This is a genomic window from Nocardia sp. XZ_19_369 (assembly GCF_015355715.1).
In the GTDB taxonomy this organism is placed as follows: domain Bacteria; phylum Actinomycetota; class Actinomycetes; order Mycobacteriales; family Mycobacteriaceae; genus Nocardia.
In genome coordinates this window covers 629,024-648,007 of sequence record NZ_JACVED010000001.1, presented here as the reverse complement: position 1 = coordinate 648,007, position 18,984 = coordinate 629,024, and the positions used below count along the sequence as shown (strand labels likewise).

16 protein-coding genes are annotated in these 18,984 nt (G+C 67.6%); 9 read left to right on the top strand and 7 right to left on the bottom strand.

All coding sequences use genetic code 11. The annotated features are described in order from the left end of the window. The first annotated feature begins 137 nt into the window (after positions 1–137). Entirely contained in the window at positions 138–782 is a 645-nt protein-coding gene (locus IBX18_RS03030) for an endonuclease (protein ID WP_194832213.1), read from the top strand. A 22-nt stretch (positions 783–804) separates the two neighbouring features. Here IBX18_RS03030 and IBX18_RS03025 read toward each other — a convergent pair whose 3' ends face one another. Then, the gene (locus IBX18_RS03025) at positions 805–1,965 is read right to left on the bottom strand and encodes a zinc-binding dehydrogenase (protein WP_194832212.1); all 1,161 of its coding nucleotides are present in this window, start codon (positions 1,963–1,965) and stop codon (positions 805–807) included. Positions 1,966–2,056: 91 nt separating this feature from the next. Next, positions 2,057–2,497 (bottom strand): helix-turn-helix domain-containing protein, encoded by a 441-nt coding sequence (locus tag IBX18_RS03020; protein WP_194832211.1) that lies wholly within the window; start codon positions 2,495–2,497, stop codon positions 2,057–2,059. An 87-nt stretch (positions 2,498–2,584) separates the two neighbouring features. Here IBX18_RS03020 and IBX18_RS03015 point away from each other — a divergent pair, with 87 nt between their 5' ends. Further along, the gene (locus tag IBX18_RS03015; RefSeq protein WP_228540274.1) at positions 2,585–4,024 is read left to right on the top strand and encodes an MFS transporter; all 1,440 of its coding nucleotides are present in this window, start codon (positions 2,585–2,587) and stop codon (positions 4,022–4,024) included. 49 nt (positions 4,025–4,073) lie between these two features. On the opposite strand, the gene IBX18_RS03010 is transcribed toward IBX18_RS03015, so the two are convergent. Continuing rightward, positions 4,074–4,373 carry a hypothetical protein gene (locus IBX18_RS03010; RefSeq protein WP_194832210.1) on the bottom strand — a complete coding sequence of 100 codons (300 nt, stop codon included), beginning with the start codon at positions 4,371–4,373 and terminating at the stop codon, positions 4,074–4,076. A 75-nt stretch (positions 4,374–4,448) separates the two neighbouring features. Between IBX18_RS03010 and IBX18_RS03005 the strand changes: the two genes are divergently transcribed. Continuing rightward, complete coding sequence (locus IBX18_RS03005; protein WP_194832209.1) at positions 4,449–4,934, top strand: MarR family winged helix-turn-helix transcriptional regulator; 486 nt, start codon at positions 4,449–4,451, stop codon at positions 4,932–4,934. Positions 4,935–4,949: 15 nt separating this feature from the next. Here the strand turns inward: IBX18_RS03005 and IBX18_RS03000 are convergent, their stop codons facing one another. Further along, positions 4,950–6,551, bottom strand: a complete 1,602-nt coding sequence (locus IBX18_RS03000; protein WP_194832208.1) for an FAD-binding oxidoreductase — start codon at positions 6,549–6,551, stop codon at positions 4,950–4,952. A gap of 357 nt (positions 6,552–6,908) precedes the next feature. Here IBX18_RS03000 and dnaK point away from each other — a divergent pair, with 357 nt between their 5' ends. The 5 genes from dnaK to IBX18_RS02975 all read left to right on the top strand — a co-directional run bounded on the left by dnaK (position 6,909) and on the right by IBX18_RS02975 (position 12,787). Continuing rightward, on the top strand, positions 6,909–8,759 hold the full coding sequence (gene dnaK, locus IBX18_RS02995) for a molecular chaperone DnaK (RefSeq protein WP_107659809.1): 1,851 nt from the start codon (positions 6,909–6,911) through the stop codon (positions 8,757–8,759). Beyond that, on the top strand, positions 8,756–9,460 hold the full coding sequence (gene grpE, locus IBX18_RS02990) for a nucleotide exchange factor GrpE (protein ID WP_194832207.1): 705 nt from the start codon (positions 8,756–8,758) through the stop codon (positions 9,458–9,460). The genes dnaK and grpE overlap by 4 nt, the downstream gene beginning before the upstream one ends. Before the next feature lie 24 nt (positions 9,461–9,484). Continuing rightward, complete coding sequence (dnaJ, locus tag IBX18_RS02985; protein WP_107659807.1) at positions 9,485–10,645, top strand: molecular chaperone DnaJ; 1,161 nt, start codon at positions 9,485–9,487, stop codon at positions 10,643–10,645. After that, on the top strand, positions 10,645–11,049 hold the full coding sequence (locus IBX18_RS02980; RefSeq protein WP_135233867.1) for a heat shock protein transcriptional repressor HspR: 405 nt from the start codon (positions 10,645–10,647) through the stop codon (positions 11,047–11,049). The genes dnaJ and IBX18_RS02980 overlap by 1 nt, the downstream gene beginning before the upstream one ends. Positions 11,050–11,617: 568 nt before the next feature. Next, entirely contained in the window at positions 11,618–12,787 is a 1,170-nt protein-coding gene (locus tag IBX18_RS02975; protein WP_194832206.1) for a globin domain-containing protein, read from the top strand. 107 nt (positions 12,788–12,894) lie between these two features. Here the strand turns inward: IBX18_RS02975 and IBX18_RS02970 are convergent, their stop codons facing one another. From IBX18_RS02970 to IBX18_RS02960, 3 genes are all read right to left on the bottom strand, one after another. Beyond that, complete coding sequence (locus IBX18_RS02970; protein WP_194832205.1) at positions 12,895–13,716, bottom strand: FAD-binding oxidoreductase; 822 nt, start codon at positions 13,714–13,716, stop codon at positions 12,895–12,897. Between the two features lie 16 nt (positions 13,717–13,732). After that, positions 13,733–14,890 carry an FAD-binding oxidoreductase gene (locus tag IBX18_RS02965; RefSeq protein ID WP_194832204.1) on the bottom strand — a complete coding sequence of 386 codons (1,158 nt, stop codon included), beginning with the start codon at positions 14,888–14,890 and terminating at the stop codon, positions 13,733–13,735. Between the two features lie 269 nt (positions 14,891–15,159). Then, a complete protein-coding gene (locus IBX18_RS02960) occupies positions 15,160–16,095 on the bottom strand; it encodes an NADP-dependent oxidoreductase (protein WP_194832203.1) in 936 nt (311 codons plus the stop codon). A 300-nt stretch (positions 16,096–16,395) separates the two neighbouring features. On the opposite strand from IBX18_RS02960, the gene clpB reads away from it, so the two are divergent. Next, complete coding sequence (gene clpB, locus IBX18_RS02955; RefSeq protein WP_194832202.1) at positions 16,396–18,951, top strand: ATP-dependent chaperone ClpB; 2,556 nt, start codon at positions 16,396–16,398, stop codon at positions 18,949–18,951. Positions 18,952–18,984: the final 33 nt, after the last annotated feature.

The following is an 18,984-nucleotide window of genomic DNA, read 5'->3' as shown; positions in this document are numbered from 1 at the left end:
ACTACCGCGCGTACGAAACTATCGGCACCGTGAACTCCGGAAGCCGTGCTTTCCGCCCATCTCGGACGACCGACATCGGATCGGTGTGAAGCCGGTGCCGTCGGGTAGGCGACCGGTATCCGAACAAGGAGGTCGCGATGAGCCAACAGAAGGTAGTGCACGCGCTGCTCGACCGCGCCGGAACCGGATACGCGGCGGAGGCGGGCATCCACCTCGACGACAAACCCGCACAGCTGTTCCAGCTGCTCATGCTCGCGGAGCTGTTGAGCACCAGGATCTCCGCCGATATCGCCGTAGCCGCCGCCCGCGAACTGGTCGCCACCGGCTGTCGCACCCCGCAGCGCGTCGCCGACGCCGATTGGCAGGAACTCGTAGACGCCCTCGGCCGCGCCCACTACCGCCGCTACGACGAGAGCACTGCCACCCGCCTCGGCGCCAACGCCGCCCAGGTCCTCGACCGCTACGACGGTGACCTGCGCAATCTCGCCGACGAAGCCGACCACGACCCCAAGCGCGCCGCCCAACTCCTGCAAGAGTTCCAGGGCATCGGCCCCACCGGCAGCGACATCTTCCTCCGCGAGATCCAAGACGTCTGGCCCTGGGCCGCCCCCCATTTCGACGAACGTGCCCTACGCGGCGCCGACCGCATCAACCTCCCATCCACCCCCGCCGAACTCGCCGCCCTGGCCCCCAAAGACCACACCGCCGCCCTGGCCGCCGCCCTCGTCCGAATCACCCTGGACGACAAACTCGCCGAAGAAGTCCTCGACGCCGCCCACTGATCCGTGCGCCGAGGCAGCCGCGTCAGGGGGTGGTGGCGGGGCTGGTGGGGTCGATGAGGATTTTGGCGTGGTGGTCGGGGGTGGCGAGGGTGGTGAAGGCGGTGTCGATGCCGTTGAGGCCTACTGTGCCGGTGATCAAGGGGGCGGGGTCGACCTTGCCTTCGGCGAGGAGGTGGAGGGTGTCGCGGAATTCGCCGGGGTCGTAGCCGAAGACGAAGCGGAGTTCGATCTCCTTGTTGATGGCCATGGCGGGGCGGATGCGGTCGGCTTCCATGCAGACGCCGACGACGACCACGCGGGACAGTGGGGGTGCGGCGGTGATGATCTGGTCGAGAATGCCTGGGACGCCGACGCATTCGAAGATGACGGGACCGGACGGACCCGCGTTCAGGGTGTGTGCGAGGCGGAAGACATACCACCAGGGCAGGTTCGGGACGCGGCGCAGGCGGTCCATGGTGTCGAAGCCGAGCTCGAGAATGTCGGTGACGCCGTTGATTCGACCGCGGGTGCGTGCGGCGGTCCAGGGGGAGTCGGTGGCCGGGTCGACGACGATGTCCGCGCCGCAGGCGGCCGCGAGTTCTCGGCGGCGCGGGGAGAAGTCGCTGGCGACCACCGTGCGCACGCCCGCCGCCTTCAGCATGCTGATCACCGCGAGGCCGATCGGCCCGCAGCCGATGACAAAAGCGTGCTGCCGCTTGCCCACTCGACCGCGGCGCACCGCGTGCCAGGCCACCGCCATGGGTTCGGTGAGCGCGGCATGTTCGGCGGACAGCCCGTTCGGCACCGGCATCGTCATCGACTCCTGGACGATCACCTGCTCGGCGTAGGCGCCGGGTGCCTCGACCGACAGACCGGTCAGCTGCGGCTTCGCACCGTGCCGCACGATCGGCAACGCCACCACCGGAGTGCCTGCCCGCCACCGCTTCCGGCACCCCGGGCCGTAATCCACCACCTCGCCGCTGAATTCGTGCCCGAGCACCACGCTCTGATCCGACCGCATGAACGAGTCGTACCCGGTGACCGCGCTCAGCTCGGCCACCTCGTCGGCATGGTTGCGGACATGCAGGTCGGAACCGCAGATGCCGCAGCGCGATACGTTGATCAGCAGCTGCCCGCGCCCGGGTATCGGCGTCGGTAAGTCGGTGACCTCGAACTTCGAGTTGGTGACGACGGCAGCCCGCATGATGAACTCCTCGAATCGGCGTCGCTGACCACGCTACTGCGCGATCAGCCACCCCTGCCGCTTTCCAGCGATCGAGATAGCCCGGCGCGAGTCAGAGGGGCGTCAGTTCGTCCTGAGCAGCGCGGCGATCGTAGGCGTTGCGCGCGGCGGCGATCTCGTTCTGATGCCCTTCGGTCCAGGTAACCAAGGCCTTGATGGTGGTGTGCAGGCTGGCGCCGAGCGGGGTCAGCGCGTAGTCGACCCGCGGCGGCACGGTCGGATACACGGTGCGCTCGACCAGCCCGTCGCGTTCGAGATGCCGCAGTGTGCGGGTGAGCATCCGCTGACTGACGCCGTCGATCTTGCGCTTGAGTTCGGTGAACCGCAGGCTTCGCTCGTCCAGCAGCGCGATCACCAGCAGCGACCACTTGTCGGCGACGCGATCGAGGATCTGCCGCACCTCGCAGTCGGCGCGGGCGTCCCAGTGCGAAACGTCGAAGTCGGCGGCGGTATCCCCGCAGTGCCCCGGTGACTTCAAAGTGCCGTCTTCCATAGTCGTCGATTCTGCCTGAGACTTCTCCTCGGTATCAAGAGGTAACCGACCCCATTGTGGGGAACCTACTGTGTTCGGGGAGTCGTGATGGTGAAATCCAGAGCCGCCGAGGTCTTTACCGAGATGTCCGGCCGCGCCTGGGGCGTGCTCGCGGTGTTGTGCGGCGCGATATTCATGGAGGGCATCGACGTCGGGATGCTGAGCGTCGCGCTGCCCTCGATCCGGGCCGAACTCGGCCTGTCCACCGGCATGCTCAGCGGTGTGGTGTCGGCGTACGTGCTCGGCTACGGCGGGTTCGTGCTGCTCGGTGGCCGCGCCGCCGACCTGCTCGGCCGCAGGCGGATGTTCCTGTTCTGGCTGACGGTGTTCCTGGTGTTCTCCGGACTCGGCGGATTCGCCACCACCGGGTGGATGCTGTTGACCGCCCGCTTCGTCACCGGGGTGGCCGCGGCGTTCCTCGCCCCGGCCGGTCTCTCGCTGATCACCACCAACTTCGCCGAGGGGGCGGTGCGCGACAAGGCGCTGATGTTCTACGCGGGCGTCGCGGCGGGCGGTTTCTCGCTCGGTATGGTGGTCGGCGGATTGCTGACCGCGTTCGGGTGGCGCTGGGTGTTCTTCGTGCCGGTGCTCGTCTCGGCCGTGCTCTTGGTGGCTGCGATCGTCACGATCCGGGATTCCGGTGTGCCGCAGCGGGTTCGGGGCGGCTTCGATCTGCTCGGTGCGTTGAGCGTGACCGCTGCGATGCTGCTGCTCGTCTACGGTGTCGTCCGGCTGGAGCATCCCGGTGACAATCCGGGGCTGACGGTGGCGTCCTTCGCCGGCGGTCTGGCGGCGCTCGCACTGTTCGTCGTGAACGAACGCCGCACCGCCACACCGCTGGTCCGGCTCGGCATCCTGCGTTCGGTCCCGCTGGTGCGCACCAACCTGGTCGCGGTGCTGTTCATCGCCTCGTTCATGGGATTCCAGTTCCTGGCGACGCTGTACTTCCAGGAAGTGCGCGGCTGGAGCACGGTGCAGACCGGCTTGGCGATGGCGGTGCTCGGTCTGGACGCGATCCTCGCTCCGCTGCTGACGCCCTGGTTCGTGCGCCGGTTCGGCAATGTTCGGGTGATCTTCGGTGGCACGGTCCTCGCGGCGCTCGCCTACGTGCTGTTCCTGCCGACGGACCTGGATCGCACGTATCTCGCCATGCTCCCGACGATGCTGCTGCTCGCCGTGGCCTTCGCGCTGGTCTACGGACCGCTGACCATCGCGGGCACCGACGATATCGCGGCGGAGGAGCACGGCCTGGCGGGTGGATTGCTCTACACCGCAATCCAATTCGGTGCGGCGCTGGGCATCTCGGTGGTGACCGCGGTGAACGTCGCGGCGGTCACTGCGGGCAGTGTCGGCATGGACGGACTGCGCACCGCGCTGATCGTTCCGGTTGTCGCCGCGGTCCTGGCCGGCGTGATCGCCGCGACCGGCTTGCGCCGCAGCGCGATCGCCGACCCGGACGAGCTGCCCGAGCAGCTCGTGCACGCCTGACGGCGGTCCGATGGGCTGGAGTGCGAAACACTCCAGCCCACAGGCATTTTCACTGCCGGCCGCGCAGTACGGGGAACACCTCTTCCCGGAGGTAGGTTTCCAGGTCGCGACCTTTGCGCACGGCCTCGAGCACCGCGACGCCGTGCTGTTCGGCCTTTTCTTTCAACGCCGCGCTCGAATCGCTTTCTACGCCACCGCCGATCAGCAGCAGGCCGACCGGACCGGCCGCGAGCGCCGCCAGTGCGTCTTCGTCGGCGGTCACGCCGTGTGCGGTGAACCCTTGTGCGCGAATGAGTTCGAGGCCGGACGCCACCACGCTCGGGCCGCGGCCGATAACCAGAATATCCATATCCAAACTATGCACCTCAAGTGATTATCAATCAATAGAACAATCAAGTTAGGTGCGTATAGGTATGCTGACAGCGTGACCGATCCGAGGTTTCCGCCGCTGTCCGAGCAACCGGCCTTCCTGCTCGGCCAGCTCGGCGCCTATACCGGTGCCCGATTCGGCGAGCTGCTCACCCCGATCGGCATCGGCCCCCGGCACTTCGGCATGCTGCGGCTACTGCGCGAACACGACGGGCAAACCCAGCAGCGGCTCGGCGAGACGCTGGGCATCCATCGCAATGTGATGGTCGGTCTCGTCGACGAGCTGGAGCAGCGCGAGCTCGTCGAACGACGCAGGCACCCGACCGACCGCCGCGCCCACGCCGTCTATCTGCTGCCCGCCGCGCACGACGTACTGGCCCGCGCACAGCAGGTGGTGGCCCGCCTCGACGCCGAACTGTTCGCCGAACTCGCCGCCGAGGAACGAACGACGCTGCTGCGGCTGTTGCAGCGAACGGCCGCGAGCAACGGGCTACGCCCGGGAGTTCACCCCGGTCTCACCGGCGAACGGATGCCGCATTGACCGTGGCGCGGTAATTCACAGGAGCACACCGGGATTCAGGATGCCCGCCGGATCGAGCGCGGATTTGGCGGCGCGCAGCGCCAGCGCGAACGGCTCCGGGCGCTGCCGGTCGTACCACGGCCGGTGATCTCGGCCCACCGCGTGGTGGTGGGTGATCGTCCCGCCCGCGGCCGAGAGTGCCTCGGAGACTGCGGCTTTGATGTCGTCCCACTGCGCGACCGTGCTGCCCCAGCGCCCTGCGGCGTAAATACCGAAATACGGTGCGGGCCCGTCCGGGTAGACGTGGGTGAATCGGCAGGTGACCACGCCGGTCGCGCCGACCGCCCGGATCGCGTCGTTCGCGGCGGTGGTCACGGCGGCCTTCAGTTCCGCGAATCTGTCCCAGGTGCAGGCGGTTTCGAACGTCTCGGTGATCATCGACTGGGCGGCGAGCGCGTCGCGCTGGTAGGGCATGCGCAGGAAAGAGGAGCGCCAGGTGTCGGCGGTGCCGCCGGTGTGGGTGTTCGTGTCCGAATCCACATAGCGCACGGGCTCGGGCAATGCGCCGCCGTGCTCGACGGCGATCTCGACGACCCGTTCCATCCACGGCCGCGTCGGGTGATCCGCCGATTCGAAGCCGAGCACCAGCACCCCGCCCGCGGTCGCCGCGCCGGCGTTGAGGAAGGCCTCGGCGGGATCGAGCAGCCGGCAGTTGGTCGGATACAGGCCGGACTGCGCGATGGCGCGGGTGGCGGCCACCGCGCGGTCGTAATCGTCGAAATGCACCGAAGCCGTTGCCCGCCACCGCGGCCGGTCCTGTAGCCGCAGCCAGGCCTCGGTGATCACGCCGAGCGTGCCCTCGGAGCCCAGGAACATCCGGTCCGGCGCTGGCCCGGCACCGGAGCCGGGCAACCGGCGGGACTCGCTGATCCCCGCGGGCGTCACCACCCGCATCGACTCGACCAGGTCGTCGATGTGGGTGTACAGCGTCGCGAAGTGCCCACCGGCCCGGGTGGCCAGCCAGCCGCCGAGGGTGGAGAACTCGAACGACTGCGGAAAATGCCGCAGGGTCAGCTTCGCCTCGCGCAGTTGGTCTTCCAGCGCGGGCCCGAACACACCCGCCTGAATCCGCGCCGCGCGACTGACGGGATCGATCTCCAGGACGCGGTCGAGTGCGCCCAGATCGAGGCTCACCGCACCGGCGAAGGTGCCGTCGAGCCGCGGCTCCACCCCGCCGACCACGGAAGTGCCACCGCCGAACGGGATTACGGCAATATTCGCCCGGCTCGCCCAATCGAGCACGTCGACGATGTCGGCTTCGGTGCGCGGCCGCATGACGAGGTCGGGCGGAGTTCGTACCTCGCCCAAGAGATTTCGGACGACATCGCGGAACGCCTGTCCGTGTGCATGCGCCGCACGATCGGCGGGGTCGACGGAAACGAGCTCGGCCAAGGCCTCCGGTGCCGCGATCCGCGGTGCGGGCAGCGCCAGCGTTTCGATCGGCGGCGGCTTGTGTGCCGTCAGATCGGCGCCGGGCAGGATGGCCGCTACGCGCTCGGTCAGTGCCGCCCGCTCAGCGCCGACTACCGCGTCCTCGACGTTGCCCCAACCCCACCATGACCGCGTCTTCGTCGACACCGTGACTCCTTCCCGCCGGGATCACACCCGCCGCGCGTGTTATTGCACCACGGGGTGGTCGCGGCCGGGTCCGGCGAGGACAATCGCGAGCGGACGAAATCGATGTCGTCGTTCGGGAATGATCCGCGTCTGCTGTCCGTTGAGCTATTCGACAACGTTGAGTGTGTCTGACTCAAGTTTGAGTTGACTCCCGATCATCATTGGGGGCAGGATTGAGCCGACCACGCTCAGCGTTGCTGGGACCGTGCTCCGCCAGGTGCTTGGGGCGAGGTCTCGCGGCATAAGGCAAGACCAGGCCGCAGGGCGCAACCGCCCAGGCACCGACACATGTCAGTACGTCAAATAGGAGGAACCACAATGGCTCGTGCGGTCGGAATCGACCTCGGGACCACGAACTCGGTCGTCGCCGTACTCGAAGGCGGAGAACCGGTCGTCGTGGCCAACTCGGAAGGATCGCGCACCACCCCGTCGATCGTCGCGTTCGCGAAGAACGGCGAGGTACTGGTCGGCCAGCCGGCCAAGAACCAGGCCGTCACCAACGTCGACCGCACCATTCGCTCGGTCAAGCGCCACATCGGCACCGACTGGACTGTCGAGATCGACGGCAAGAAGTACACCCCGCAGGAAATCAGCGCGCGCACCCTGATGAAGCTGAAGCGCGACGCGGAGGCCTACCTCGGTGAGGAGATCACCGACGCGGTCATCACCGTGCCCGCGTACTTCGAGGACGCCCAGCGGCAGGCCACCAAGGAAGCAGGCCAGATCGCCGGCCTGAACGTGCTGCGCATCGTCAACGAGCCCACCGCGGCGGCGCTGGCGTACGGCCTGGACAAGGGCGACAAGGAACAGACCATCCTGGTCTTCGACCTCGGTGGCGGCACCTTCGACGTCTCGCTGCTGGAGATCGGCGAGGGCGTCGTCGAGGTCCGCGCCACCTCCGGTGACAACCACCTCGGTGGTGACGACTGGGACGAGCGCGTGGTGACCTGGCTGGTCGACAAGTTCAAGGCCAGCGCGGGCATCGACCTGACCAAGGACAAGATGGCGCTGCAGCGGCTGCGTGAGGCCGCCGAGAAGGCGAAGATCGAGCTGAGCTCCTCGCAGAGCACCTCGATCAACCTGCCCTACATCACCGTCGACGCGGACAAGAACCCGCTGTTCCTCGACGAGCAGCTGACCCGCGCCGAGTTCCAGAAGATCACCTCGGACCTGCTCGACCGCACCCGCGCGCCGTTCCAGTCCGTGATCAAGGATGCGGGCATCAACGTGGCCGACATCGACCATGTCGTGCTCGTCGGTGGCTCCACCCGGATGCCCGCGGTGTCCGAACTGGTCAAGGAACTGACCGGCGGCCGTGAGCCGAACAAGGGCGTGAACCCGGACGAGGTCGTCGCCGTCGGCGCCGCACTGCAGGCCGGTGTGCTCAAGGGTGAGGTCAAGGACGTCCTGCTGCTCGATGTGACCCCGCTGTCGCTGGGCATCGAGACCAAGGGTGGCGTGATGACGAAGCTCATCGAGCGCAACACCACCATCCCGACCAAGCGCTCGGAGACCTTCACCACGGCCGACGACAACCAGCCGTCGGTGCAGATCCAGGTGTTCCAGGGTGAGCGTGAGATCGCCTCGCACAACAAGCTGCTCGGCTCCTTCGAGCTGACCGGCATCCCGCCGGCCCCGCGCGGCGTGCCGCAGATCGAGGTCACCTTCGACATCGACGCCAACGGCATCGTGCACGTGACCGCGAAGGACAAGGGCACCGGCAAGGAGAACACGATCAAGATCCAGGACGGCTCCGGCCTGTCCAAGGAAGAGATCGACCGGATGGTCAAGGACGCCGAGGCGCACGCCGCCGAGGACAAGGCCCGCCGCGAGGAGGCCGAGACCCGCAACCAGGCCGAGTCGCTGGTGCACCAGACCGAGAAGTTCATCAAGGACAACGAGGACAAGGTCCCGGCCGAGATCAAGACCAAGGTCGAGGCGGCCATCGCCGAGGCGAACGAGGCGCTCAAGGGCACCGACATCGCCGCGGTCAAGGCGGCGGTCGAGAAGCTGGCGACCGAGTCGCAGGCGCTGGGCCAGGCGATCTACGAATCGTCGGCCAATGACGCTGCGGCGTCCAGCAACGGGTCGTCGGCGTCGAACAACGCCGAGGACGAGGTCGTGGACGCCGAGGTTGTGGACGAGCCGGTTGACACGGAGAAGAAGTGACCGACGGCAACAATTCGGAGCGACGCGACTCCGAGCAAGAGCCGATCACCTTTGTGGACAATCGCAAGATTGACCCGGAGGACCGGAACCTGAGCGGCGACCAGTCGCAGCCGGGTGAGGTTCGGGAACCGTCGGCGGCCGAGGCCGCCGACGGGCCCGGTACCGGCAACGGCGCGGAGTCCGTCATCGACACGGAAAAGGGTGCCGAGCTGTTGGCCGATGCCACCACCAAGGAGCTCGCCGAGCGCACCGCCGATCTGCAGCGGCTGACCGCGGAGTACGCCAACTACCGGCGCCGTGTCGAACGCGACCGCAAGACCGCGATCGACACCGCCAAGGCCGCCGTGGTCACCGAATTGCTCGGGGTGCTCGACGATCTCGATCGGGCCCGGGCACACGGCGACCTGGACTCCGGACCGCTCAAGTCGGTGGCCGACAAGCTGGCCACCGCGCTGCACAAGCAGGGCCTCGAGGAATTCGGTTCGGAGGGTGAGCCTTTCGACCCGACCCTGCACGAGGCCGTGCAGCACGAGGGCTCCGGGCACGACCCGGTGATCGGCATCGTCATGCGTAAGGGCTATCGGTTCGGCGAGCGGGTGCTTCGGCACGCGCTGGTCGGGGTTACCGATGGCGGGGCCGACAACGGCGCGGCCGAAACGACAGAGGCATCGGATGCTGATGCCGGCGCGAACAAACAATAAAGACGCGAGAGGAGGAGATATCCGGTGAGTCAACGGGAGTGGATCGAAAAGGACTTCTATAAAGAGCTGGGTGTCTCCTCCACGGCCTCGCAGGACGAGATCAAGAAGGCGTACCGCAAGCTCGCGCGCGACCTGCATCCGGACGCCAATCCCGGTGATGCCAAGGCCGAGGAGCGGTTCAAGACCGTCAGCGAAGCGCATGCGGTGCTGTCGGATCCGGCCAAGCGCAAGGAGTACGACGAGACCCGCAAGCTGTTCGCGGGTGGCGGCTATCCACGCGGCGGCGGGTTCACTCCCGGTGCGGGCGGCGGCTTTTCGCAGGACTTCAACATCGGTGACATCTTCGGCGGCGCGAACGCCGGCGACGGTGGCCTCGGTGACCTGCTCGGCGGCCTGTTCAACCGGGGCGGCACGCGCACGACCAGTCGCCCGCGCCGCGGGGCCGATGTGGAGACCGAGACGACCCTCGGCTTCCGTGAGGCCGCGCAGGGCGTCACCGTTCCGCTGCGGATGACCAGTCCGTCGCCGTGCACGACGTGTCACGGCAGCGGCGCCAAGCCGGGTACCAGCCCGCGGGTCTGCCCGCACTGCAATGGAACCGGCATCGTCAGCCGCAACCAGGGTGCATTCGGCTTCAGCGAGCCGTGCGATGACTGCCGGGGTACCGGCTCGATCATCGACGACCCGTGCGTCGACTGCCACGGCAGCGGCATCCAGAACCGCACACGCACCATCACGGTGCGGATTCCCCCGGGAGTCAGTGACGGACAACGGATTCGGCTGGCCGGACAGGGCGAGGCGGGCCTGCGTGGCGCGCCCTCGGGTGACCTGTTCGTCAGCGTGCACGTCAGCCAGGACAAGGTCTTCGGCCGCAACGGCGACGACCTGACCCTGGTGCTGCCGGTCAGCTACAGCGAATTGGTGTTGGGCACCACGGTTTCGGTGCCCACGCTGGAGGGGCGCGTCGGCGTCAAGGTGCCGCCGGGCACCGCGGACGGCCGCATCCTCCGGGTACGCGGTCGTGGCGTGCCCAAGCGCGGCGGCGGCGCCGGTGACCTGCTGGTCACCGTCAAGGTCGCGGTGCCGCAAAAGCTGGACGACAACGCCGCGGAGGCGCTTCGGCGCTACGCCGAGGCGGAGAAGGCCAGCGGTTTCGACCCACGGGCAGGATGGGCAGGTGCTTGATGTCCCATGATCCGAAGCAGGCGTCCGGCGGGTCGCGTGCCGAGTTCTTCATGATCTCGGTGGCGGCCCAGCTGGCGGGCATGCACGCGCAGACCTTGCGTACCTATGACCGTCTGGGACTGGTAACGCCACAACGCACTTCGGGCGGCGGGCGACGCTACTCGGCCAGGGACGTCGAGCTGTTGCGCGAGGTGCAGCGGCTGTCCCAGGACGAGGGCGTCAACCTGGCGGGCATCAAACGCATCATCGAACTCACCAACCAGGTCGAGGAATTGCAGCAGCGCGTCGCCGAGCTGTCGGCCGAGCTGGATCGGTTGCGAGCGGGCTATCGGCCCGATCTTTCGCCGCCGCAACGCAGTACCGCACTGGTGGTGTGGCAACCGCGTAACCGCCGTAATGTTTGAGCGATCGAACGCAGCGCAACAATACTGAATACGGCTGGCTAACAATCGGGCCGCTGATCTCGGAGCATTCATCGTGCGTCGAGGTCAGCGGCCCGAAGCGGTTCTGCGGCGCGGTTTCTGAAGGGTAGCCAAAGATAAGCCGAGATGCGGTGTGTGGCAGTGCGCTGAGAGCTCGCGCGAAAGTCCGCTTTACTCGTCATCTTTCACCGCGCGCCCCGATGGCGTGCCGGGTGCCGCGCATCCGGTCGAGTCGGCCGGGCGCCCAGCGAAGTTGCCGTGCAGTCGCTCTGGGATGGCTGCCTGAGTGAAACTTGCAGATCGAGTCGTGCATATTCAGTGTATCCGTGACCGAATTCATCCGTTTTTACGGTCTTTCAGTCCGTTTCGTGAGTGTTTTGCTCGGCGTGTCCTCGTTTCAGCGGAATTACACGCTTGTTGTTTAAACGGAGGATTCCACTCCTGGCAAACCTCGCCTACACTCCTTGGCAACGGCTGCTGACGAGTGTCCCGCAGCACCTCACTCGCCGGCACAGTTTGTGTTCGAGTGCGAAATGGGGTTGTGACACAAATGGATTCGCGGACTGTCGCTTTGATCAGAACTACGTTCAAGGCGGTTGCTGCGGAGGAAGGGGGGCCGGAGAAATTAGCGAGATCGTTCTACGCGATCCTATTCACCGACTACCCCCAAGTCCGCGATTTCTTTCCAGCAGCCATGGACGCCCAGCGAGATCGCCTTGTCAAGGCAATCGGCTACGCGTTGGACCGGCTCGAAGAGCCGAACAAGCTCCTGCCCTTCCTCGCCCAGCTCGGGCGTGACCATCGCAAATACGGTGTGCAGGCAGCGCATTACACCGCCGTAGCCGTCTCGCTGAAAACCGCGATGAAGGTGTACGCGGGCACCGAGATGTGGACCGACGAGGTCGACCGGGCCTGGGACGAAGGCCTGAAGATCATCGCCGACACCATGATCGGCGCGGCGGACAAGGAAACCACGCCACCGGTCTGGACCGGCACCGTGGTGGAACGCCGCGAGGTACTGCGCAACCTGACCGTGCTGCGATTACAGCTGAACCAGCCGATGTCCTACGCCGCCGGGCAATACCTGAGCGTGCAGGTCCCGTCGCGGCCGCGGATGTGGCGCTACATGTCGCCCGCGGTGCCCGCGAATGCCAACGGGGAGATCGAGTTCCACGTCCGTGCCGTGCTCGGCGGCTGGGTCAGCCCCTCGATCGTCGGCCAGGCCGCCGTCGGTGACCAGTGGCTGCTCGGCTCGCCCCTCGGCGGTCTCGGTATTCCGCGCAACGCCAAGCGCAAGATGCTGATGGTCGGCTGCGGCACCGGCATCGCGCCGCTGCGGGCCCAGTTGATGGCGATGGCGCAGCGGCGGACCAACCCGAAGGTGCACCTGTTCGTCGGTGGCCACCATCCGTGCGACCTCTATGACCTCGACACGCTGAACAGCCTGGCCGTCGCCAACCGCTGGCTCACCGTGACACCGGTTACCGAGCACGAGGAAAACCCTTGGTGGTACACCGATTCCGGCGAACTCGCGCCGGCGCACGCGGGCCTGGAGCCGCGCCTGACCGGGCAGATCGGCAAGGTGGTCGCCAGCTTCGGCGCCTGGGCCGACCGCGACGTGCAGATCGTCGGCTCGCCATCGATGGTGCAGACCACCAAGTTCCGCATGATGGCCGCGGGGACGCTCGCCAAGAACATCCGCCACGACCCGCTGTTCTGACCGGCCGTCCGGGATTTCGACCCCTCCCGTTGTCCCGGACACAGTCGGAATCCGGTCGCGCCCAGTACCGCGGCCGGATTCCGGCTACGCCGTCGGCCGAAAGAGGTTCAGAGCCCTTCGAATTGGATTCGCTCCGGCGGAGTCCCGGTGGCGAGCAGCCGATCGACCGTGGCATTGACCATGGCGGGTGAGCCGCACACCAGCACCTGATGGTGGTCGAACGCACCGTGTGAACCGACCACCTCGGCGAGGGTGCCGAAGAGCATCTCGTCCGGCGGGAAGCCGATGTCGACGCGGCTGCGCTCGAACCATTCGTCTTCCCAGCTGGGATCGTCCGGGCTCTCCACCACGGGAATGACTGTGAGCCAAGGCAATTCACCGGCCAGCAGGTACAGCATGTCCGAGGCGTACAGATCGCGCGGGGTGTGGCCGCCGAAGAACAGGTAGGTGGGCGGCGGTTCCGGCTCGCGGGCCAGGTCCAGGATCTGCGCGCGCAGCGGGGCGAGACCGGTGCCGCCCGCGATCATCACCACCTCCTCGCCCGCCGGGTCGACCGCGAAACTGCCGAGGGGAGCGCGGATCTGCCATTCGTCGCCGGGCCTGGTGTCGGCCACGATGGAGCCGCTGCACCAGCCGCCGGGCACCGTGCGCACGTGGAACTCGAGCTTGCCGTCCAGCGACGGCGGCAGCGCGGGCGAAAGCCTGCGCCGCATGCTCGGCTGCTGCGGCACCGTCACCTCGACGGACTGGCCGGCCAGGAACGGGACGAACTCGCCGATCAGGCGAATCACCGCGAGATCGTGCCGGATTCGATGGTGTCCGACGACCGTCGCGGTCCACTCGGCCGGAAAGGGTGCGCCATTACCGAGCGCACTGGGGTCCCCCGGTGTCCACCCACCCCGCGGACTCCGTCCGCTACCGTCCCCCATGGGGCTCCTCCTTACATCACACAGGGTCGGAGCTGATGATGTGCTCCGGAGTACCGACCGCGATCAACGCACGCCGGGTGTCCGCGATCATCTTCGCCGACCCGGCGATCTGGATCTGCCGGTCCGCCCACGCGCCGAAGCTCGCGACCACCGCGCCCAGGTTACCGATCAGCCGCCGGTGCATGCCGTACGGCTCTTCCTGCGGCGGATGGGGATACCACCACGGATTGGTCTTCTGTTCGCAGACCGGGACGATGGTGAGCCACGGATTGCTCTGCGAAAGCTGCCACATGTTCTCCACGTCGTAGAGATCGCAGGGGTAGCGGCCGCCGATGAAGAAGTGCACCCGCGGATTGATGCCGCGCTGACCCATCTCGATCAGCTGGGCGCGCAGCGGCGCGATCCCGGTGCCCGCGCCGATCAGCAGCACGTCGCGGCCGCTGTCGCGGTCGACGTGCAAGCCGCCGAGCGGTCCGGCGATCTGCCAGCGGTCGCCCACCCTGGTCTCGTTCACGATGGCCGGGCTGACCCAGCCGCCGCGGATCTTGCGGACGTGGAACTCGATCTCGCCGTACGGATTCGCCGGGATCGCCGGGGAGAAGTAGCGCCACATCTTCGGCCGCTGCGGCACCGTGAGCGGCACGTACTGGCCGGCCTGATAGGGGATCGGGCTCTCCGACTGCAACCGCACGATGGCCAGGTCCTCCAGCACCCTGCGGTGCCCGACCACGGTCGCCTCCCAGAACGGCTGGGACTTGTCGGAGTTGGCGCCGATGGCCATGGACGCGGAGATCAGGATGGTGATGTCGCGCCAGCCCTCTTCCAGGCCGCGGTGCCAGGCCGCGCCGTTGTAGGCGCGGAACGCGGACAGCAAGGCTCGCCCCGCGGCGTCGTAGTGCGCCGCGTCGACCCCGTACTTGCGGTGGTCGCGCGCCAGTTGTTCGAGGAACTTCTGCGCCCGCTCCCAATCCTCGAGATGATCGAGCACGTACTGGATCGCCGTGGCGATCCGCTTGGCCTGCATGTCCATCGCAGGGGGGAAGAGTTCCCGCAGTTGGGGGTTCTCGGCGAACAAGTGACCGTAGAACGCACTGACCAACCGTTCGGGTCCATTCGGTGCCTCGACTACCGAACGGAAGTTGGCGCGGACCAGCGCAGCCGAACGCGCATCCACGACGCGGAGCTTCCTTTCCCTCAGTTCTGCCCAGGGGACATATCCGTAACCGGCGGTCCTCCGCTGTTCAGTATCCCCGAAAATGCCGTGGTCGTGTTGGTTAGCACCTGAAGACCGGGCCAAACGGTAATCGGTGGGCAAACGTGCGGTGTTGCGGGCCTGCGCTCGAGGTCACACCCACGCTCGGCTCCGGTGGCACTGCCCCTTCGATTCGCAGTGTGCCGACTGTTCGGCTGGGCCGCCGAACTCGGGAACGGGCGGTCGACGGATCAGATGGCGAGCACGGTCTTGCCGCGTGCGCCGACGGCTCCGATCACACTCGCGCCGTCGGCCAGCGGAACGGTCGCATCGATCGGAACCACCACGTCGCCTTCGGCTACCCGGTCCAGCAGCCGCGTCAATTCCCGTGCGCCGCCCTTGGATTCGATATTGCCACCGCGGATGCCCCGGCTGCGCAAGGCGTCCTCGTCGGCGGACCCGATGGTGGAGTACACGGTGCCGCCGTCGCGGACCAGCCCGGCCAGCTCCGCCAGCGCCTCCGGCGGGCTCACCAGGTCGTAGAGGACGTCGATGCCGTCGGGATACCCGGCGGCGACCTGCTCGCGCACCGAGCCCGCGGTGTAGTCGACGGTCTCGGCCGCGCCGAGCCTGGTCATCTGGTCGGCGACGTCGCCGCGGGCGGTGGCGATGACGTTCGCGCCCGCCATGTTCGCCAACTGGACAAGGAACGAGCCGACCCCGCCGGTGGCGCCGATGATCAGGACGGTCTGGCCCGGCTGGATCTCGGTGCCGTCCACCATGTCCTGTGCGGTGAGGCCCGCAGTGGGTAGCGCCGCGGCCGCGACGGTCGGCACGGCCTCCGGGACGCGCACCAGAATGCCGCTCTCCGGGATGACCGCGAACTCGGCGAACGAGCCGTGGCCTGCGGGCGGGTTGAGGAACTTGCCGACCACCCGGTCACCGACGGCGAACCCGGTGACGCCGGGGCCGACCGCCGCGACGGTGCCCGCCCCGTCCACCCCGAGGATCATCGGAAAGTCGTGCGGCAGTTTGCCGTCCAGTATTCCGTCGGCCATCTTCGCGTCGAACGGGTTGACGCCCGCCGCCTCGAGCTGCACGCGGACCGCGCCTGCTCCGGCCTCGGGGACCGGCATATCGGTCAACTCGGGTGTGGCTCCGAACTTCCGTACGACAATCGCGCGCATCCATTCGCTCCTTGATCGGGCTGAAGAGTGCGGCCTCGCACCTTCGTGCTAGCAAGCGCTCCCTGATGCATCAACTAACGGCCAGGGTCATCGTATGCATCCATACCCCATGAGGCTGTGATTCATCGCATCGGGCGGGTGTCGCGGCGTACCGTTCACACGCGGCCAAAATAACTAAACTTGAGCGGAACAGACTCAACCTTTCCCACGTTGGATGTAGAGGACGGCACGCAGCCGCGCGTGGAGTTCGTGCGGATCAGGCTCCGGCGCCGTGACAATCGACCAGTAGGAAGGTGACTTGTGGACTCGTTCAATCCCACCACCAAGACCCAGGCGGCCCTGACCGCCGCACTGCAGGCGGCCTCGGCCGCGGGCAACCCGGAGATCCGTCCGGCCCACTTGCTGGTGGCGTTGCTGGACCAGACCGACGGTATCGCCGCCCCGCTGCTCAAGGCCGTCGGCGTCGACCCGGCGACGGTGCGGCGCGAGGCGCAGGACATCGTGGACCGGCTGCCCAGCGCGACCGGTGCGACGACCACCCCGCAGCTCGGCCGCGAGGCCCTGGCCGCGATCACCGCGGCCCAGCGCCTGGCCACCGAGCTCGGCGACGAATACGTCTCCACCGAGCACGTCATGGTCGGCCTGGCCGCGGGCGACTCGGATGTGACGATGCTGCTGAAGAAGTACGGCGCGAGCGCCGACGCGCTGCGCGAGGCGTTCACCGCCGTGCGCGGCAGCGCCAGGGTGACCAGCCCGGACCCCGAGGGCAGCTACCAGGCCCTGGAGAAGTACTCCACCAACCTGACCGAGGCCGCCCGCTCGGGCAAGCTCGATCCGGTGATCGGGCGCGACACCGAAATCCGGCGGGTGGTCCAGGTGCTGAGCCGCCGCACCAAGAACAACCCGGTGCTGATCGGCGAGCCCGGCGTCGGCAAGACCGCCATCGTCGAGGGGCTAGCCCAGCGCATCGTGGCCGGTGACGTGCCGGAGTCGTTGCGCGGCAAGTCGGTGGTGTCGCTGGACCTCGGCGCGATGGTCGCGGGCGCGAAGTACCGCGGTGAGTTCGAGGAGCGGCTCAAGGCCGTGCTCGAAGACATCAAGAACAGTGCGGGACAGATCATCACGTTCATCGATGAGCTGCACACCATCGTCGGCGCAGGCGCCACCGGCGAGTCCGCGATGGACGCGGGCAACATGATCAAGCCGATGCTGGCCCGCGGTGAGCTGCGCCTGGTCGGCGCGACCACGCTGGAGGAGTACCGCAAGCACATCGAGAAGGACGCCGCCCTGGAGCGGCGCTTCCAGCAGGTGCTCGTCGGCGAGCCGTCGGTGGCCGACACCATCGGCATCCTGCGCGGCATCAAGGAGCGCTACGAGGTGCACCACGGCGTGCGCATCACCGACTCCGCGCTGGTGGCCGCCGCCACGCTCAGCGACCGCTACATCACCTCCCGGTTCCTGCCGGACAAGGCGATCGACCTGGTCGACGAGTCGGCGTCGCGACTGCGGATGGAGATCGACTCGCGCCCGGTGGAGATCGACGAGGTCGAGCGCGCGGTGCGGCGGCTCGAGATCGAAGAGGTCGCGCTGAGCAAGGAGACCGACGAGGCCTCCAAGCAACGCCTGGAGAAGCTGCGTCAGGAACTCGCGGACGACCGCGAGAAGCTGAACCAGCTGATGACCCGCTGGCAGAACGAGAAGAGCGCCATCGATCAGGTCCGCGTCCTCAAGGAGGAGTTGGAGTCGCTGCGCGGGGAGTCCGAACGGGCCGAGCGCGACGGCGATCTCGGCAAGGCCGCGGAGTTGCGCTACGGCAAGATCCCGGCGCTGGAGAAGCAGCTCGTCGAGGCCGAGAAGGTCTCCGGCGCGGCGGCCGACGGCGAGGTGATGCTCAAGGAGGAGGTCGGCCCGGACGACATCGCCGAGGTGGTGTCGGCGTGGACGGGTATCCAGGTGGGCAGGCTGCTCGAGGGTGAGAGCCAGAAGCTGCTGCGAATGGAGCAGGAGCTCGGCAAGCGGGTGGTCGGTCAGACCGAGGCGGTGCAGGCGGTGTCGGACGCGGTGCGCCGGGCGCGCGCCGGGGTCGCCGATCCGAACCGGCCGACCGGCTCGTTCCTGTTCGTCGGCCCGACCGGTGTCGGTAAGACGGAGCTGGCAAAGGCGTTGGCGGACTTCCTGTTCGACGACGAACGCGCCATGGTCCGGATCGACATGAGCGAGTACAGCGAGAAGCATTCGGTCGCGCGGCTGGTCGGTGCCCCGCCCGGCTACGTCGGCTACGACCAGGGTGGTCAGCTGACCGAGGCGGTGCGGCGCAGGCCGTACACGGTGGTGCTGTTCGACGAGATCGAGAAGGCGCACCCGGATGTGTTCGACATCCTGCTCGCGGTGCTCGACGAGGGACGGCTCACCGACGGTCAGGGCCGCACGGTGGACTTCCGCAACACCATCCTCATCCTGACCTCCAACCTCGGCGCGGGCGGCGATCTCGACTTCGTGATGAACGCGGTGCGTTCGGCGTTCAAGCCGGAGTTCCTCAACCGCCTCGACGACGTGGTGATGTTCCACGCGCTGGACGAGGAGCAGCTCGAGCACATCGTCGACATCCAGCTCGACCAGCTGCAGAAGCGGCTCGCGCAGCGCAGGCTGACGCTGGACGTGAGCGACTCGGCCCGGTTCTGGCTGGCCGTGCGCGGCTACGACCCGGTCTACGGCGCGCGCCCACTGCGCAGGCTGGTCCAGCAGTCGATCGGTGACACGCTGGCCAAGGGACTGCTGGCGGGCGAGATCACCGACGGTGACGCGGTGAAGGTGACCGTCACGCCGGACGGCGACGGGCTGATCGTCGGCAAGTAAGAGCCGATTCCGCCGCGGTGTGTCGGCGCTCGA

Excerpts from the sequence above, each read along its gene's own strand:
- IBX18_RS03030 (WP_194832213.1), top strand. The coding sequence starts at position 138 with ATGAGCCAACAGAAGGTAGTGCACGCGCTGCTCGACCGCGCCGGAACC.
- IBX18_RS03025 (WP_194832212.1), bottom strand. The coding sequence starts at position 1,965 with ATGCGGGCTGCCGTCGTCACCAACTCGAAGTTCGAGGTCACCGACTTA.
- IBX18_RS03020 (WP_194832211.1), bottom strand. The coding sequence starts at position 2,497 with ATGGAAGACGGCACTTTGAAGTCACCGGGGCACTGCGGGGATACCGCC.
- IBX18_RS03015 (WP_228540274.1), top strand. The coding sequence starts at position 2,585 with ATGGTGAAATCCAGAGCCGCCGAGGTCTTTACCGAGATGTCCGGCCGC.
- IBX18_RS03010 (WP_194832210.1), bottom strand. The coding sequence starts at position 4,373 with ATGGATATTCTGGTTATCGGCCGCGGCCCGAGCGTGGTGGCGTCCGGC.
- dnaK (WP_107659809.1), top strand. The coding sequence starts at position 6,909 with ATGGCTCGTGCGGTCGGAATCGACCTCGGGACCACGAACTCGGTCGTC.
- IBX18_RS02980 (WP_135233867.1), top strand. The coding sequence starts at position 10,645 with ATGTCCCATGATCCGAAGCAGGCGTCCGGCGGGTCGCGTGCCGAGTTC.
- IBX18_RS02975 (WP_194832206.1), top strand. The coding sequence starts at position 11,618 with ATGGATTCGCGGACTGTCGCTTTGATCAGAACTACGTTCAAGGCGGTT.
- IBX18_RS02970 (WP_194832205.1), bottom strand. The coding sequence starts at position 13,716 with ATGGGGGACGGTAGCGGACGGAGTCCGCGGGGTGGGTGGACACCGGGG.
- IBX18_RS02960 (WP_194832203.1), bottom strand. The coding sequence starts at position 16,095 with ATGCGCGCGATTGTCGTACGGAAGTTCGGAGCCACACCCGAGTTGACC.